Raw genomic sequence first — 16,212 nt, 5'->3', positions numbered from 1 at the left:
AGTGCAATGTTACACCGAAAAAATTATAAAAGCTATAACAACGGCGTTAAAACGTATAAATTATATATTTCTTTTATTACATAAATCGATATATTATTAGAACTAAATTACAAAATGATAACAACGCACACAAACGTAAGTTTTTCTGATAAAGTATTGCTTGTCGTTAAAACAGCGAATTAAAAAATTATAAAAATTGTCGTTTAGAGACTGGGATATATTTATTTACAATTCTTAGGAGGATATTTAACAATGAAAAAAATCGCTACAGCTACAATCGCTACTGCAGGAATCGCTACTTTTGGTTTAGCTCAACATGAAGCAGACGCAGCAGAAAACAATAATGGTGGGTATAATCCAAATGACCCTACTTCATATAGCTATTCTTATACAATAGATCAACAAGGTAATTACAACTACACTTGGCAAGGTAACTGGAACCCAAGTCAAGCAGACCAAGGTCACTCAAACAGTGGTTATAGCTACAATAACTACAATAGCTACAATAACTACAATAGCTACAACAACTACAATAACAATAGTTCATACGCTACAAGCAACACGAACTCTACTCAATCATATACAGCAAACAACCAAGGTACTGGTGGAAGTGGCGCAGTTTCACACTCAACTTCAAGCAGCAATGTTAAAGTTAGTACAACTAGTGCACCATCAAGTTCTTCAAACTCAATTTCAAGTACTTCAGGTTCTTCAAATAACCTATACACTGCTGGACAATGTACATACTATGTATACGACAAAGTTGGCGGTAAAATTGGTTCTACTTGGGGTAATGCTAACAACTGGGCTAGCGCAGCAGCAGCTTCAGGTTACACAGTAAACAATAACCCTTCACAAGGTTCAATCTTACAATCTTCAACTGGTGCTATGGGACATGTTGCATACGTTGAAAATGTTAACAGCGACGGTTCAATTAACGTTTCTGAAATGAACTACGGTCAAGGTGCTGGTGTCGTAACTTCACGTACTATCTCTGCAAGCGAAGCTTCAAGTTACAATTACATTCACTAATTAGTGATTAAAAAAAGACCAAATGCTATTTTAGCATTTGGTCTTTTTTATTATATCTACAACTAAGATAGTAACTACATATATTGATTTATAATAACAATATCTACTTAGAAATTATCCTAATCAATGTATTACTGTATCTATATTTATAACTTCCTATTTCAAACTATCTATTAAGTAAAGGAATAGTTTAAACTACACAATCATCATATAAAGTTATTACTTAGGTCATGGGTTTAAATGTCATGTTGTAATTGTTCACAACATCTAAAATTATTCTCTACATTAATCAATCGACTTTGTCATGTAATATCGCTACAATATACAAAACAAAATCGATTGTAAAATAGATAACGGAAGTATATTTAACAATTTTTATCTATACTGACATATTGATGAGTTTCAATGTCTAATAGTAATATCGCTACAATTATTACTATGTAGTACAAAGAGCCACCTCATTCATAGTTATATATATCCCATTTATATTTTTTTAAACTTCTAATCTGAAATTTCTATAAAAATAATAGTTAAAATTTCTATCCTATTAATATAGCGAAGTTGTAATCTAATTAATGATTAACTCTTCAGAGTGAAGTAAGAGTGAGTATAAGATCGCAAGACAGAAATAAAATTTATTTAAAAAGATTCCACCTTTCTACCTCTGTAAAGATGGCTAGGATCAAAAGCGCAGAAAAAGTTTACTATTCAAATATTAAAAATTCTAACCATTTTATTTTAGATTATTTTATAAAAATGTTCATTCTGTCGTTTTTACTTTTTTAATACCAATACCGCTAAAACCATAAAATATTGCAAATACTATACATAAATAACATGGAACGGTCCATACGAAGAATTGATCTACAGTCACGCCTAACTGTTGTGTATAATAAATGCCTGAAGTACCCCATGGAATTAATGGAATAATCATAGTCCCAGAATCTTCAAGTGTTCTAGATAAATTTGAGCGATCTAGTCCCATTTTATTATACATTTCCATCAATAATACACCTACCATAATAATTACGACGGAAGCTACACCCGCTGCAAGCACCATCATAATACCGCCAAGCACTGTAGCTAATATTAATTGACCAACGGAATTGATGTTTTTAGAAATTTTATTAAGTATTACATCTAAACAACCAGCCTTTTCAACAATACCAGCAAAAGCATAACCACAAAAAATAGTAACGACAATTTCAGTCATGCTCATCATACCGCCCTGTTCAATTAAACCAATCGCTCTATCGGTTAATTGTCCATTACTTGATGACACCATATCTTTATTGAAGCCGTCAAAGGTTGCTTTAAATCCATCAACCATATTAAACCCATTGTTAAACACGCCAACAATAATGGCACTTAAACTCGAAATAAGCATTGCTGGTACAGTAGATATTTTCATCAATAAACATATGATAATGATGATTAATGGCAACCAAACAAAAATATTAATGTTATAAATTTGAGATAGTTCATTAAGTAATGTATTAACATTTGATGTATTCGTTTTACCACCAAATTGTCTTCCAGCAATATACCAAACTATAAGTCCTATAATTGAAGCGGGAACCGTCGTCCATATCATTGCTCGAATATGTGAAAATATATTCACTTTTGTAACTAACGCTGCTAAATTTGTTGTATCAGACAACGGCGACATTTTATCTCCAAATACCGCTCCAGCAATAATTGCACCTGCGGCCATACCTGCTGGAATATGTAATTGTGTAGCAATAGCCATTAATGCAATACCTGCCGTAGATGCTGACCCCCATGCTGTACCAGTTGCTACAGATGTAATAGCACAAATAATAAACGCTGATACTAAAAACAAGTTAGGATTTAAAAATTCTAATCCATAGTAAATTAATGCTGGAACTGTTCCTGAAAACATCCATGTTCCAACGATAATACCTACTGATAAAATAATGAAAATTGCTGGCATCGCTGTTGCTAAGCGATACGTTATACCTTCCTCTAAATCTTGCCATTTTAAGCCTACACGTCTTGCTATCAAAGCTGCATATGCAGAAGATAGAATTAACAATGCTTGTATGGGAATTTCAAAAACAACAAAACCTGTAATTACGATTACAATCATTACTAATATGGTTGAGATTGATTCTAAAAATGTTGGTTGTCTTTTCATACGCAATCCCCCTAGTCAATTATTTTAATTAATCTAGACCTAACTTATCTTTCCCTAAATCGTCTATCGTCAGTCCTTCTTCAAAGAAATCACGCTCTAAAATAGTTGAAGCAATAACTATGATTGCATCAATATTAGGTGTTGGAACGTCAATCTCACGTCCAAGACTAGACCACAATACGAGGCCATAAGCAATATCTTCTGTTAAATAACGATTTTTAACATGATTCGGTCCCTTAATTTGTGAAAATACTGGACTTGTGTTAAACAATCTATTTAGTGGTTCATCTTCATCCTGCCTTTCCAAATAACCACGTTCAATACGTGCTTCCTTAGCCGAAGATAACTCAAATCCTAATTTACGACCTAATGTTAGACGTTCTAATTCAACCGCATGTAACAACCTAACAGTGTGTTTAGTAATACCCTCTTCATATAAAGCAAATTCATCTGAATAATCGATACGACCTACATTTAATAATGTTGGGCCTGGATGAACTTCAGGGTTACCATTTTCTAAATTAGTTTTCCATAAGCTTTCTTCTTTTACAATATATGGATATAGTTTTTCAATTTTATCGAAACAATCACTTAAATAATCCTTATCATAAGTCGAAAAATGTACTTTTCTTACATTTAACGATAAATCTACACGAGCTTCTTCAAAATTCACTCGAGTACCGTATGTTAATGTATTGACTTCCGCAAAATGAGGCATAACATCTATGTGCATATCTTCTAAAACATTCATAAAGCGTATTGAACCCATAGCTGCTGCAATATTGAAGAAAATCAATTGATCTTTTTTCACAAAAGGAGCCATAGTATGTGCATAATGTTCAATAAATGATGATGGTATGATTACTTGAATGACTTCTGCATCATTAATTACATATTCCATATCGTCACTAATGTCTGTAAAAGCTACAAAGCTTTCTTCACCTTCATTGTTAAAAGTGAATCCACCTTGTTCTAATGCTTTATCAAATTTATTAATAGATTGGTTTCGGCAATATAACTTCACTTCGTGTCCTTTATTAATCATATCTAACGCTGCTGTTACCGCTCCATTTCCTGAGCCTACGATAGCAATTTTCATAATCAACCTTCTTTCCAAATTTATTATTCTGTACAATATTAAATCATTACTTTGAACTATAACCTAATAAGAAATTGTATAAACACTGGTTTACAACTTAATTTTATGGCTATAACATAAGTAAGTACCTATAGTGACATTGCTATATTTTAACAACTAAAGCCATATCAAAATAGGTATATTTTAAAAGTTTTAGAATTATTTTAATTACATACTAAAGACCACTTAAAATTGATATAATTAACTTAAAGTAAAGGAGGTTTATTTTTTATGACAACACAGTTTGATGAACAGGTTTCAAACACATATGGTAATCAATATCCAGATGCGGATGCTAGATTAATGGCAACACTTATCTATGTATTAAGTTTCTTTACATCTTTAATTGCACCATTAATTATTTGGCTAATTAAACGGGATGAATCACCGTTTGTAGATAGAGCCGGCAAGAATTACTTGAACTTTTTACTCTCTTACTTAATTTGGATAACAGTGGCTTCAATCGCTATATTTATTATTATAGGAATTATCATTCTTCCTATCCTTTTACTTTTAAATTTCATTTTCACAATTGTAGCAGCTGTAAAAGCATATAATGGTGAAGATTATTTACCACCTTTATCCATTAGATTCTTCAAATAATTTGAATCACAATTTTGTGACTTTTTACAATGAATGTAACAGTAAAGTCGGAGTCTATTTTAAATTTACAACAAAAACATTATAATATCACCGTTTGTGAAATATTACGGCTTGATACGATTTTGTAACCTTACATCTCGTTTATTACAACGATGTGTGAGGTTTTTTTAATTGTTTTACAAAAGCGTAACATTCCACACAAAGCTTGATTCATCTGTTAGAGTATTACTTGTCGTTGAAAGCAAAGCGAAAAATAAAATATAAATTTAAAGATAAGCATTCAAGCTAAAATATAAACTTTTAAAAATCTCTGGGAGGATTTATTAATTATGAAAAAATTAGTTACAGCAACAACATTAACAGCAGGTATTGGCGCAGCAATCGTAGGATTAGATCACGGAAGCGAAGCTGATGCAGCTGAACAAACACAACAAACAAATGAAACTACACAATCAAATCATTCAAGCGCTAACTTATATACAGCAGGACAATGTACTTGGTATGTATTTGACAAAGTAGGTGGAGGCATTGGTTCAACTTGGGGAAATGCTAATAACTGGGCTTCTGCTGCTTCTGCTGCAGGATATGCAGTAGATAACAATCCAGAAGCTGGTTCAATCTTACAATCAGGTTCAGGTCCAATGGGTCACGTAGCTTACGTTGAAAGTGTTGGTAGTGACGGTTCTGTTACAGTATCAGAGATGAACTATAATGGCGGACCTTATTCAGTAAGTGAACGTACAATTTCAGCTGGTGAAGCAAGCTCTTATAACTATATCCACGTAAACTAATCTATAGTTACAAATTAATAAGTATTGGTATTTACTATAAGTAATTTTAATTCAACTTATTTATAGAAATTACCCTATTGAGTCCGGGACATAAACATATGTCTCGGACTTTTTTTTAAAGAACTACTTTTTTCATTTATGAAAATTAGTAGTTCTTACACATGAGCCTTAAGCTCAGGTGTTCCTTTATTGAGCTAGTGACTCTTACACATGAGCCTTAGCTCAGGTGTTCCTTTTTATGCAAATTACCAGTGTTCTACATATTAACTTCAATTAAACGCTTATTAAACTTTTCTAACCTCATCATCCTTAATATCTGCATTTAATTTTTCCTACTCACGCTTTTTCTGTTAATTTTCGTTTCATATTTAAAATTAATCGCAACTCACTATAACTTTTATACAATTGATAACATTGAATTCTTATATATTATTTGAGAAAATAGAATGGTTTAGTGAAAAAAGGAGGCACAATTTATGCAGTGGTTTAAAGTTATCTTAGCCGGACTAATTGAAATATTGTGGGTAACAGGACTAAATGCTGCTGATTCTTTATTCAGTTGGACTTGTACAATTATCGTGATAATAATTAGTTTCTTCCTAGTTATTTCCGCTTGTAAACACCTTCCAGTTGGAACAGTCTATGCTGTTTTTGTTGGTATTGGTGCAGTTGGAACTGTAGCAGTAGATATGATTTTTTTGGGTGACCCATTTAACTTTTTAAAAGTTGGCTTAATCATCTTATTAGTTATTGGTATTATTGGATTAAAATTATCAACAGAGGAGGCTGAAAGCTGATGGCTTGGTTTATATTATTTATTGCAGGACTATTAGAAGTCATCGGTGTTGTTATTTTAAATGAAATTGCACGAACTAAAAAGAAATGGCTAGTCGTACTCTTAGCTGTCGCATTTATCTGTAGTTTTAGCACACTTAAAGTAGCAATGAACGATATACCAATGGGAACTGCTTACGCCATTTGGAGTGGTATTGGTACTGGAGGCGGCACTTTAGTTGGTATGCTCATCTATAATGAATCTAAAAGTGTAAAGCGCATTTTCTTTATTGCTCTTATTATCTTATCCATTGTTGGATTAAAAATAATAAACTAAATTTTAAAAACGATGCCCTCATATCTTCATACTATATAGAGCTACTATAAAACGTTTTCATATTTTTCTATATAATCATTACTTTTATTTGTTTGACTCAATGAAATTTACTATACTTTGATATAAAGGAAGTGATTATACATGGTAAAAGTTTATATAGCAGGTCCAATTCCAGAGGTAGGACTCAACTTATTAAAAGATCAAGGCTTTGAAGTTGCAATGTATGAGGGCAAAGGCATTATTGATAAAGAAACACTTAAAGAAGGTGTAAAAGATGCCGATGCATTAATTAGTCTACTTTCAACAAATGTAGATAAAGATGTGATTGATGCAGCAAGTAATTTAAAAATAATTGCAAATTACGGTGCAGGTTTTAATAATATAGATGGCGATTATGCACGTCAACTTAATATAGATGTTACCAATACACCTAAAGCATCCACTAACTCAACAGCTGAATTAACATTTGGCCTTGTACTCTCAGCTGCAAGACGCATTGTAGAAGGAGATAAATTATGCCGTACAACGGGTTTTGATGGATGGGCGCCATTATTTTTCCGTGGTAGAGAAGTTTCTTGTAAGACTATTGGCATAATTGGGCTTGGAGAAATTGGTAGTGCAGTAGCAAGACGTGCGAAGGCATTTGATATGAATGTGCTCTATACAGGTCCTAATCAAAAAGTTGATAGAGAACGTGAAATTGGTGCCAAATATGTAGATTTAGAAACATTATTAAAAAATTCAGACTTCATAACAATAAATGCTGCATATAATCCAAATATGCATCATCAGATTGATACTGAGCAATTCAAAATAATGAAACCAACAAGTTACCTTATCAATGCATCAAGAGGCCCTATCGTCCATGAACAAGCCTTAGTACAAGCTTTAAAAGATAAAGAAATTGAAGGCGCAGCGTTAGACGTTTTTGAATTCGAACCAGAGATTAATGATGAACTTAAAAAATTGGATAATGTTGTACTCACACCACACATTGGTAACGCAACATATGAATCTCGAGATATGATGTCTAAGATTGTTGCAAATGATACAGTTAGTAAATTGACTAACAATGAACCTAAATTCGTAGTTAATTAAAGTTTTATTTTTTTATAAATATTAAACAATAAATTAAGAACCTAGAGATACGTTTTACAATTCAAACGTATTTCTAGGTTCTTATTTATTACAGTATTTTATTTGCTTTTTGATTTGTATAAAAATTTTGTTTCTCTAGAAACCAATTGATTTGGTATTAACTTAGTAACTTTATTTCTTAAAGTAATCAACATTCTATTACTTAGTTGTGCTACTTTGCCTATTTTTCTAGACTTTTTGATTACTTTCTTTGTATGTTTAACGCGTAACTTATCATATCTTTGCAGTGCTTCTTCAAAGGGATATGCCTCCAAACAATTTGCAAGTACAATGGCATCTTCCATCGCTTGTCCTGCACCTTGTCCCATGTTTGGGGTGGTTGCATGAGCTGCATCACCTAAGAGTATCATACGTTGATATACGAATGATTTCAATGGTTGTAAATCATGCATATCATGTAATAAAATTTCCGTTTCACTTTGCTTGTCTAAAATCTGCCTAACTTCATTGGGAAAATGATTAAATCTAGCTTGTAAGTGAGGCTTACCATAAGATTTCAACGTAGCATCTTGTTCTTTAGCATTAATTGAAATAAACCAATATACTTTATTATTCAATAACGGAACAATGCCTACTCTTCCTTTAGATGACCAATATTCTTTAGCAATGTTGTCCGGTTTGATATTTATATCCTCTACTAAACCTCTAAACACCGTATAGCCTTGATATAATGTTTTACTATTAGGCGCTACCGAATTACGCATATGAGAGTGTAAACCATCCGCACCAATACATAAATCAAATGCTTCTGATGCTTGTTCTGAGAAATGCAATTCAACTTTTAAAGCACCACTATCCACGCGTGTTACTTTATGATTTGTATATACGATAGAATCTGGTACATACGATTTAATAACATCTAATAACCCTTGTCTTGTCATAGTTAAATTCACAGTATTTTTTTTCAGTTTTGCTTTACTTAACACGTTCCCTTTGTCGTCTAGTACTTCCATTACATCTATAATTTGCCCAATATTTTTAATACCTTTAGCTAAATCATGTTTGCCTAATTTATCGATGACGTTACCGCCGATACCTATACCAGCTCCAACTTCAGCTAGTTCACTATTTTTCTCAAACACCTTTATTTCATGTCCTTGTTCCTTTAATAAAGCTGCTGCGGTTAAACCACCAATGCCTGCTCCAACTATAGCTATTTTCATTTTCAAACCACTCCATATTTCCCTAGTCTACTCTATTGCTATTTTTTATAAATAATAATCTTTTTTTACATGATCTTTTTTTATACCTAAATCATCATAGTAACGTTGCATAAAGGTTGCGATGTTTTCATCCCACTCAATATCACTGGCGTATTGATGTTCACCTGGAGATTCTGGATTCCAACGCATTTGATATAATGAAAGTTGATCATTTTCAAAATAATTGTTTCTTACAAATTCAGCCCCACCCATAATTGCTTTTTCTGGTGAAGTCCATTTCTGTTTTTTAGCAAAACTACTACCAGTGTGAATAGCATCTTCATCAAATGCGCCTATACCGTAAAAGTTATAGTAGTGCTCTCCATCATCTTCAATACCTTTAGCTAAATCTGACTGTCCATTACCCGTTTCTACTAACGCATGACTGACTAAATATAGCACGTTCACTTCATATTCGTCTTGTGCTTTTAAAAACGCCTTGCCTTTATTTTTTAAAATGCCCTTATCTTTTAAAATATTGTTCAATTCCTTTTCAGACATTGACACTTTTTCAGAAATATCCATGTGGTTCAAATTTTCTTTGTCACTATTAACATCCATTGCTTGCTTTACATCATTTTTTGAAGCCACAACAAATTGACCATCTTTTTCAGTCATATTTAATGTGCCTGCTCCAACTTGTTTATCAACCGCTTCATCGAAAGTGTGAGTTTTACTTTTATCAAATAAATCTGTTTCATTAATAATCAATAACACAACAAATATTAATACAATTACTCCCACCAAAATCAACGGTAATTTACGCTTTAGTTTTTCATTCATTATGTGAAATAACCCCTTATCCTACACTTATTTTGTTAATGTAACATAAGCAAATACAATAGCAATTAAAACAATTATAAAGGAAACATTAATTGCTATTCTCATACCTTTACGATCTCTAAATAACGTGTTAAATATAGTTAAACTAATGACTAAAGACAATACAAACATCGTTATCGCCATTAAAATATTAAAAGTTAATAAAAATACAATTCCAATAACTAAAAATATATTAGACATTATAGCTGATATTTTTATCATTTTTGGATTGATACGTCTTCCACTCCTTGCTTTAATTAATAAGTTAAATAAAACACTAATAATAGAAATTGTATCACATTTAATCATCTTTCAATATGTCATTTTAAAAACAATAACAGCAAGACAATCAAAAGAAATTTAAAATTACTCATTGCTTTTAGTACACTTCTAAATGGTTGTTTAATTTTCAAGCAACTAAATATTCAATCGATGTCGATAAATTTCACCTGTGAATATAAACGAGGCTAGGATATTTATTAATACCCTAGCCTCGTTTATTTTTATTAATTTGTAATTATAATCTATCTATTCTCTAGACATACCTCTCAGCATGTTTAGCATATAGGTTAAACTACGATTCATTTCTTCATCTTTCAATATACCCATCAAACCAGTAATGGATGTCTTTTGATTAGGGTTTGCTTTATTGGCAACACTCAAACCTTTATTTACTTTATTAAGCATTGTCGATAAATCATTTACATCTAAATCACCAAGTAAAAATACAAGTGAAGCCATATTTGAAATTAACCCTGTATATTGTTCTTTGTTTAATTCAACTGAAAATTTATTAGCAATGACACCTCTACTTTTGACTGCGCCGGATAATGCATCTAATAATTTAGCATCATCTAATGTACTGATAATATTAATTGCTTTTAAGATGCTATCTTTATTGGCAACAATTGCATCTGTAACTTCCGCCAAACTCTCTTGTTTTAATTCTTCTTCGGACTTTTGCATACGTTTAATATTAGTTATTCTTTCAGCCATTATTTATCCACCTGACTTCCTGGGAATGTATAATCTTCACGTTTCCATTTGTCTTGAACTCGAACACTATATTGTGGTTGACGTTGTTTATTAACACGGAAGTTCGTAGGATTCAGTGGTGATTTACCTCTACGCGTTTTAACTTCCATACGACAACTTGTGCGTTTATATGATGGTGTATCTGTGTCTTTATCAACATCACTATTAGTTAATAAGTTGATAGCACCCTTATCTCCATGAACCATTGCATTATTATTTAAAGGAATGTAAATTTCTTTTCCTTTTACTCTATCTGTAACATGAGCAATTAATTCTGCTTCACCAGTTTCAGAAATCAATTTAATTTCTGCTCCTTCATGAATATCTCTTTCTTTAGCAAGCTCAGGAGATATTTCAACGAAGGCATGTGGCATTTTATATTCTAATCCCGGTACTTTATAAGTCATGTTACCTTCATGGAAATGTTCTAATAAACGTCCATTATTAACATGTAAGTCATATTCTTCGTTCACTTTAAAGAAGTTATCAAATGTTAATGGATAGAAATTAGCCTTACCATCTTCAAAATTAAATCCATTAAGATATAATGTTGGTTCATCTGTACCATCTTCAGCAACTGGCCATTGTAAACTATTATATCCTTCAAGTCTGTCGTAATTCACACCTGAATAAAGCGGTGTAACTCTAGCAATTTCATCCATGATTTCGCTTGGATGTGTGTAGCCCCAATCATATCCTAATGATTTAGCTACTGCTTGGATAATTTCCCAGTCAGGTTTAGAATCGCCTTTAGTATCTAAAGCTTGATACAAACGTTGGATACGACGCTCTGTATTAGTAAATGTTCCAGTTTTTTCAAGTGAAGGACTTGCTGGTAATACAACATCAGCAAACGTAGCTGTAAATGTAAAGAATTCATCTTGTACTACTAAGAAACCAACTTTTTCTAATGCTGCTTGTACATAGTTGATATTAGAATCGACAATACCTGTATCTTCACCATATAAATATAAGGAATCGATTTCACCTTCGTGTATGCCTTCCATCATTTGGTGATTATCTTTACCAACTTTGCTTGGTAGTGCTTCGCCATATTCACGTTCAAATTTAGCTCTAATTTCGTCGTCTACAACTTTTTGATAACCTGGGAATTGATCAGGCATACTTCCCATATCACTACATCCTTGAACATTATTATGTCCACGCAGAGGATAAGCGCCTGTACCTGGTTTTCTATAGTTACCTGTTGCTAATAATAAATTAGAAATTGCAGTTGACGTATCACTACCTATATCTTGTTGAGTAACTCCCATGGCCCAAGCAATAGATACTGACTTAGCGTCTGCTACTTGTTGCGCAAAATCTATTAATTCTTCTTTAGAAATACCTGTAGTTTCTTCTGCAAACTCCATAGTGTATGGCGCTAATGAATTATAATAATCATCAAAATGGTTAACCCATTCATCAATAAATGATTTATCATGCAATTCATTATCAATAATATATTTAGTTACAGCAGATAACCATACTAAATCTGTACCTGGTTTTGGTTGATAGAAATTATCGGCACGTTCTGCCATTTCATGTTTACGAATATCAAAGACATTTAAAGTATTGTTATATAGTTTATGCCCTCGTTTAATACGAGATGCAATTACTGGATGTGCTTCTGCAGTATTTGTACCTATCAATACCACCATATCTGCAATCTCAAGGTCATCAATAGAACCTGAGTCACCGCCATGCCCTACAGTTCTAAATAATCCTTTAGTCGCTGGCGCTTGGCAATAACGTGAGCAATTATCTACGTTATTTGTACCAATAACTTGTCTAGCGAGTTTTTGCATAAGATAAGATTCTTCATTTGTAGCTTTAGAAGAAGAAATAAATGCTAAACCATCAGAGCCGTGAGAAGCTTTGACCTTGTTAAAGTTATCCGCAACAACTTTCAATGCTTCTTCCCATTCAACCTCTTCAAACTGCCCATTTTTACGTACTAAAGGCTTCGTTAAACGTTCATCTGAATCAACATAATCCCAACCAAATTTCCCTTTAACACAAGAAGAAATTTTATTTGCTGGTGATTCGTGTTGTGGCTGAACTTTTAACACTTCTCTATCTTTTGTCCACACATCGAAAGAACAACCTACACCACAGTATGTACACACTGTCTTAGTTTTTTCGATACGTTCTTCGCGCATAGCCGCTTCTGAGTCTGAAACAGCAAACAATGGGCCATAACCTGGCTCTGCTTTTTTAGTTAAATCAATCATCGCTGCAAGTGAACCTGGCTCTAAATCTGTCATGTAACCTGCGTTACCTTCCATATTCACTTCCATCATCGCGTTACAAGGACATACTGTTGCACATTGTCCACAGCCTACACACGATGAATCATTTATCGTTGTATCATTGTCCCAGATTACTCGTGGCTGTTGACGTTCCCAATCAATTGTAAGTGTTTCGTTTACTTGAACGTCTTGGCAAACTTCAACACAACGACCACACAAAATACATTGATTTGGGTCATAACGATAGAATGGACCATAATCTTTTTCATAAGGTTTTTCCTTATATTCATAGGTTTGATGTTCTAATCCCCATTGATCCATTGTATTGTGAATTTCACAATCACCATTGTTATAATCACACACAGTACAATAAAGCATATGCTTTTCTAAAATTCTATCAAGTGCTTCTTTTTGACTAGTTTGTACCTTGTCATTTTGCGTATTAACAATCATTGGTTTGTCTATCGTCGTACTACATGCTCGTTGCATTTTGCCATCAATTTCAACAGTACATGTATCACAAGTTTGGATAGGTCCTAACGATTCGTTATAGCATATCGACGGAACAAAAGTATCTTGAGATTTAATAAACTGTAGTAAATTTGTTCCGGGTTCTACAAGATAGTCTTTACCATCTAAAGAGACAATTAAATGTTCTTGCATAATCTTCACCCCTATTATTATTTAATTCTACCCATGTAAAAACTTCATAAGATGTTGATTAACATTCCATCTAAAAAGCCCCACACTTTTTTAAGATAATGTTACTTATATTGTATATGTATTTACATTAAATGTTAAGGTATTCTATTATATTTCACTGTTTTTTATTCTTTATTTAGTATATAGCACAAAATCAAAAGTATAGAGAATGGTACAAACATCTTAATAATTGTCATAGTATAAATAAAAAAAGACTATATGTTCACATGATCTTGTAAACATATAGCTTTATAAAATTATATACCTAAATTATTTTTAATTATTGATTCGATTTCACTTAACGAACTTTCACTTGGAACAAAGTAATAAAGTCCATCATCTTGTATGCCACCTTGACCTTCTAATTGATGTCTATTAACATTATCATTAGCATCTTTATAATTACTTCTAACTTTATTTAATTGTCCAATTGTAAGATCTGTCTTAACGTTGTCCTCGACATGATTCATCAAAGAATTGAAGTGCGTTACTGAACTTACACTTGTTAATTTGTTCGCAAGGCCTTGTATTACTAATTGTTGACGTTCCTGACGTCCAAAGTCTCCACCTGCGCCATCTTCTTTACGACTTCTAATAAATGCCATCGCTTCTTTGCCATCCATTTTTGTGTTTTCACCTTCGTTAAACTGGTAGCCATCATAAGAAAATGTAGCGTTACTTGTTACTGAAATACCGCCGACCGTATCTATCATATCTTTCATACCATCCATATCTATTGTTGCATAATGATCTATTGGTACATTTAATAATTTTTCAACTGATTTTACTGCCATATCTGGACCACCATAAGCATAAGCGTGGTTAATTTTTTCAGTAGTTCCTTTACCTACGATATCAGCTTGTGTATCTCTAGGGATACTTACAATTTCAGTTGTTTTTTTTTGTGGATTTATCGATAATACCATCACCGTATCACTACGTTGCCCACCTCCAGCTGCATCTCTTTTAGCATCTGAATCTACACCAAATAAGGCTATAGTAAATGGATCACCATTATCTAAATTCACATTTTTATCTCTTAATGCCGATTTATCTCTATCTAATGGATTGTGTATTGATCCTCCAACAGAAAATATTTTGAAACCAAGGTAAATCACTGCTAGTAAAGCAAATAAAACTAATATCCCCAAAAACCATAAAAATATTTTAGCAGGTAAGCCCATTTTTCTATTCTTCTCAGAACGATTCACTCTTATCATACTCCATTTCCGTATTCAATTTTCTATTCTATTTAATAATACATTATATAGTATTGCTTTTAAGATGACATAGTTCTTAAGACCTATTATTTATTAAATAAAATATTAATATAGTAAATAATGTTTTATTTCTTATATCCATTGCCAGAATTTAAAATTGATAATACTTTTTCATGACAAGCTGGATTACTAATTATAAATGGACCGGCTTTAGCAAAATCTAACGCTGTATTATCCAAAGTTGTCATTTCCAAGCCAAGTTCACTTGCAAATAAAAATTGGGCTGCAATATCCCACGGTTTAGGGTTTGTATTTATATGAGCACCAAATTGCCCTTTAATAACACGAATTGAATCTAACCCACATGAGCCAATACAACGATATCCAAATGATGCATCCTGTAAATCATGAATAGTTTCATCATTAATCACTAATGAATTAAATGAAATAATCGCTTCTTGTAAATCTATAGGTTCTGGTTCTATGAGTCGCTCTCCATTTAAATATGCACCATAACCTTTAATTGCTTTATATAGTTTCCTATGTGGATAATCATAGATATAAGATAAGACAGGTACTCCATCAACGAAATAACCTAAGATAATACAATAATCTTCTTGTTGTTTAACTAAATTTGTCGTACCGTCTATAGGATCCATTACCCATACATGCCCCTCCTTGGCATTGATATCGGTATTAGACTTTTCTTCTGCAAATAATTGATGCTCTGGATAATTTTCAGCTAAAAACTGTTCAAATTTTTGTTGAATCGATTTATCAACATTTGTCACTAAATCAAATCTATTCTGTTTTGTGCTTGTTACCATTTCTTTTATAAGACTAGGAATAATCTCGTCCAAAGTTTCTAACCAGGCTATTACTGACTCATCTATGTAATTTAATTGTGTTTTTTCCATTTGTAGTACACCTCTTTTAAATAATATGTTAAGAAAATAATCGCTATGTATAATTTGTTATATTCTATCAT

The 16,212-nt window shown here is 32.4% G+C and carries 16 protein-coding genes; 7 read left to right on the top strand and 9 right to left on the bottom strand.

Going from position 1 to position 16,212, the window contains the following annotated elements; translation table 11 throughout:
- The first annotated feature begins 252 nt into the window (after window positions 1-252).
- Window positions 253-1,032 carry a CHAP domain-containing protein gene (locus tag ACM591_RS04400; RefSeq protein ID WP_326025901.1) on the top strand — a complete coding sequence of 260 codons (780 nt, stop codon included), beginning with the start codon at window positions 253-255 and terminating at the stop codon, window positions 1,030-1,032.
- Window positions 1,033-1,792: 760 nt separating this feature from the next.
- Here the strand turns inward: ACM591_RS04400 and nhaC are convergent.
- Together nhaC and ACM591_RS04390 are read right to left on the bottom strand one after the other, a co-directional pair.
- Window positions 1,793-3,190 carry a Na+/H+ antiporter NhaC gene (gene nhaC, locus ACM591_RS04395; protein WP_029378472.1) on the bottom strand — a complete coding sequence of 466 codons (1,398 nt, stop codon included), beginning with the start codon at window positions 3,188-3,190 and terminating at the stop codon, window positions 1,793-1,795.
- A gap of 28 nt (window positions 3,191-3,218) precedes the next feature.
- Window positions 3,219-4,289, bottom strand: coding sequence for an NAD/NADP-dependent octopine/nopaline dehydrogenase family protein (locus ACM591_RS04390; RefSeq protein ID WP_029378471.1), 1,071 nt, complete (start codon window positions 4,287-4,289; stop codon window positions 3,219-3,221).
- 270 nt (window positions 4,290-4,559) lie between these two features.
- On the opposite strand from ACM591_RS04390, the gene ACM591_RS04385 reads away from it, so the two are divergent.
- The 5 genes from ACM591_RS04385 (at window position 4,560) to ACM591_RS04365 (ending at window position 7,931) form a co-directional block, all read left to right on the top strand.
- Complete coding sequence (locus ACM591_RS04385) at window positions 4,560-4,931, top strand: DUF4870 domain-containing protein (protein WP_029378470.1); 372 nt, start codon at window positions 4,560-4,562, stop codon at window positions 4,929-4,931.
- Between the two features lie 329 nt (window positions 4,932-5,260).
- Entirely contained in the window at window positions 5,261-5,722 is a 462-nt protein-coding gene (locus tag ACM591_RS04380) for a CHAP domain-containing protein (protein ID WP_029378469.1), read from the top strand.
- Window positions 5,723-6,198: 476 nt separating this feature from the next.
- Complete coding sequence (locus ACM591_RS04375) at window positions 6,199-6,519, top strand: DMT family transporter (protein WP_029378468.1); 321 nt, start codon at window positions 6,199-6,201, stop codon at window positions 6,517-6,519.
- Complete coding sequence (locus ACM591_RS04370; RefSeq protein WP_029378467.1) at window positions 6,519-6,833, top strand: DMT family transporter; 315 nt, start codon at window positions 6,519-6,521, stop codon at window positions 6,831-6,833. The genes ACM591_RS04375 and ACM591_RS04370 overlap by 1 nt, the downstream gene beginning before the upstream one ends.
- Window positions 6,834-6,974: 141 nt before the next feature.
- A complete protein-coding gene (locus ACM591_RS04365; protein ID WP_029378466.1) occupies window positions 6,975-7,931 on the top strand; it encodes a 2-hydroxyacid dehydrogenase family protein in 957 nt (318 codons plus the stop codon).
- A gap of 98 nt (window positions 7,932-8,029) precedes the next feature.
- Here ACM591_RS04365 and ACM591_RS04360 read toward each other — a convergent pair whose 3' ends face one another.
- From ACM591_RS04360 to ACM591_RS04350, 3 genes are read right to left on the bottom strand one after another with little or no spacing between them, the layout of a single operon-like run.
- Window positions 8,030-9,154, bottom strand: a complete 1,125-nt coding sequence (locus ACM591_RS04360) for an FAD-dependent monooxygenase (RefSeq protein ID WP_029378465.1) — start codon at window positions 9,152-9,154, stop codon at window positions 8,030-8,032.
- A 45-nt stretch (window positions 9,155-9,199) separates the two neighbouring features.
- Window positions 9,200-9,976, bottom strand: coding sequence for an N-acetylglucosaminidase (locus ACM591_RS04355; protein WP_029378464.1), 777 nt, complete (start codon window positions 9,974-9,976; stop codon window positions 9,200-9,202).
- Window positions 9,977-10,003: 27 nt separating this feature from the next.
- A complete protein-coding gene (locus ACM591_RS04350) occupies window positions 10,004-10,237 on the bottom strand; it encodes a hypothetical protein (RefSeq protein WP_029378463.1) in 234 nt (77 codons plus the stop codon).
- Between ACM591_RS04350 and ACM591_RS04345 the strand changes: the two genes are divergently transcribed.
- Entirely contained in the window at window positions 10,125-10,379 is a 255-nt protein-coding gene (locus tag ACM591_RS04345; protein WP_155238581.1) for a hypothetical protein, read from the top strand. The two genes, ACM591_RS04350 and ACM591_RS04345, sit on opposite strands and share 113 nt — an antisense overlap.
- A gap of 164 nt (window positions 10,380-10,543) precedes the next feature.
- Here ACM591_RS04345 and ACM591_RS04340 read toward each other — a convergent pair whose 3' ends face one another.
- The 4 genes from ACM591_RS04340 to ACM591_RS04325 form a co-directional block, all read right to left on the bottom strand.
- Window positions 10,544-11,011: a DUF1641 domain-containing protein gene (locus ACM591_RS04340; RefSeq protein WP_029378462.1), complete on the bottom strand. Its 468-nt coding sequence runs from the start codon at window positions 11,009-11,011 to the stop codon at window positions 10,544-10,546.
- A complete protein-coding gene (gene fdhF, locus ACM591_RS04335) occupies window positions 11,011-13,965 on the bottom strand; it encodes a formate dehydrogenase subunit alpha (RefSeq protein ID WP_029378461.1) in 2,955 nt (984 codons plus the stop codon). The genes ACM591_RS04340 and fdhF overlap by 1 nt, the downstream gene beginning before the upstream one ends.
- Before the next feature lie 296 nt (window positions 13,966-14,261).
- Window positions 14,262-15,224, bottom strand: a complete 963-nt coding sequence (locus ACM591_RS04330) for an LCP family protein (RefSeq protein WP_167330437.1) — start codon at window positions 15,222-15,224, stop codon at window positions 14,262-14,264.
- Between the two features lie 125 nt (window positions 15,225-15,349).
- Complete coding sequence (locus ACM591_RS04325; protein ID WP_029378459.1) at window positions 15,350-16,141, bottom strand: inositol monophosphatase family protein; 792 nt, start codon at window positions 16,139-16,141, stop codon at window positions 15,350-15,352.
- Between the last annotated feature and the right edge of the window lie 71 nt (window positions 16,142-16,212).

The organism is Staphylococcus sp. Ze2 (assembly GCF_048568365.1).
GTDB classification, from domain to species: domain Bacteria; phylum Bacillota; class Bacilli; order Staphylococcales; family Staphylococcaceae; genus Staphylococcus; species Staphylococcus xylosus.
The sequence above is the reverse complement of the archived record's forward strand: the minus strand, read 5'-3'. Positions and strand labels throughout refer to the sequence as shown.

Excerpts from the sequence above, each read along its gene's own strand:
- ACM591_RS04400 (WP_326025901.1), top strand. The coding sequence starts at position 253 with ATGAAAAAAATCGCTACAGCTACAATCGCTACTGCAGGAATCGCTACT.
- nhaC (WP_029378472.1), bottom strand. The coding sequence starts at position 3,190 with ATGAAAAGACAACCAACATTTTTAGAATCAATCTCAACCATATTAGTA.
- ACM591_RS04390 (WP_029378471.1), bottom strand. The coding sequence starts at position 4,289 with ATGAAAATTGCTATCGTAGGCTCAGGAAATGGAGCGGTAACAGCAGCG.
- ACM591_RS04385 (WP_029378470.1), top strand. The coding sequence starts at position 4,560 with ATGACAACACAGTTTGATGAACAGGTTTCAAACACATATGGTAATCAA.
- ACM591_RS04380 (WP_029378469.1), top strand. The coding sequence starts at position 5,261 with ATGAAAAAATTAGTTACAGCAACAACATTAACAGCAGGTATTGGCGCA.
- ACM591_RS04375 (WP_029378468.1), top strand. The coding sequence starts at position 6,199 with ATGCAGTGGTTTAAAGTTATCTTAGCCGGACTAATTGAAATATTGTGG.
- ACM591_RS04370 (WP_029378467.1), top strand. The coding sequence starts at position 6,519 with ATGGCTTGGTTTATATTATTTATTGCAGGACTATTAGAAGTCATCGGT.
- ACM591_RS04365 (WP_029378466.1), top strand. The coding sequence starts at position 6,975 with ATGGTAAAAGTTTATATAGCAGGTCCAATTCCAGAGGTAGGACTCAAC.
- ACM591_RS04360 (WP_029378465.1), bottom strand. The coding sequence starts at position 9,154 with ATGAAAATAGCTATAGTTGGAGCAGGCATTGGTGGTTTAACCGCAGCA.
- ACM591_RS04355 (WP_029378464.1), bottom strand. The coding sequence starts at position 9,976 with ATGAATGAAAAACTAAAGCGTAAATTACCGTTGATTTTGGTGGGAGTA.
- ACM591_RS04345 (WP_155238581.1), top strand. The coding sequence starts at position 10,125 with ATGACTAAAGACAATACAAACATCGTTATCGCCATTAAAATATTAAAA.
- ACM591_RS04350 (WP_029378463.1), bottom strand. The coding sequence starts at position 10,237 with ATGATAAAAATATCAGCTATAATGTCTAATATATTTTTAGTTATTGGA.
- ACM591_RS04340 (WP_029378462.1), bottom strand. The coding sequence starts at position 11,011 with ATGGCTGAAAGAATAACTAATATTAAACGTATGCAAAAGTCCGAAGAA.
- fdhF (WP_029378461.1), bottom strand. The coding sequence starts at position 13,965 with ATGCAAGAACATTTAATTGTCTCTTTAGATGGTAAAGACTATCTTGTA.
- ACM591_RS04330 (WP_167330437.1), bottom strand. The coding sequence starts at position 15,224 with ATGATAAGAGTGAATCGTTCTGAGAAGAATAGAAAAATGGGCTTACCT.
- ACM591_RS04325 (WP_029378459.1), bottom strand. The coding sequence starts at position 16,141 with ATGGAAAAAACACAATTAAATTACATAGATGAGTCAGTAATAGCCTGG.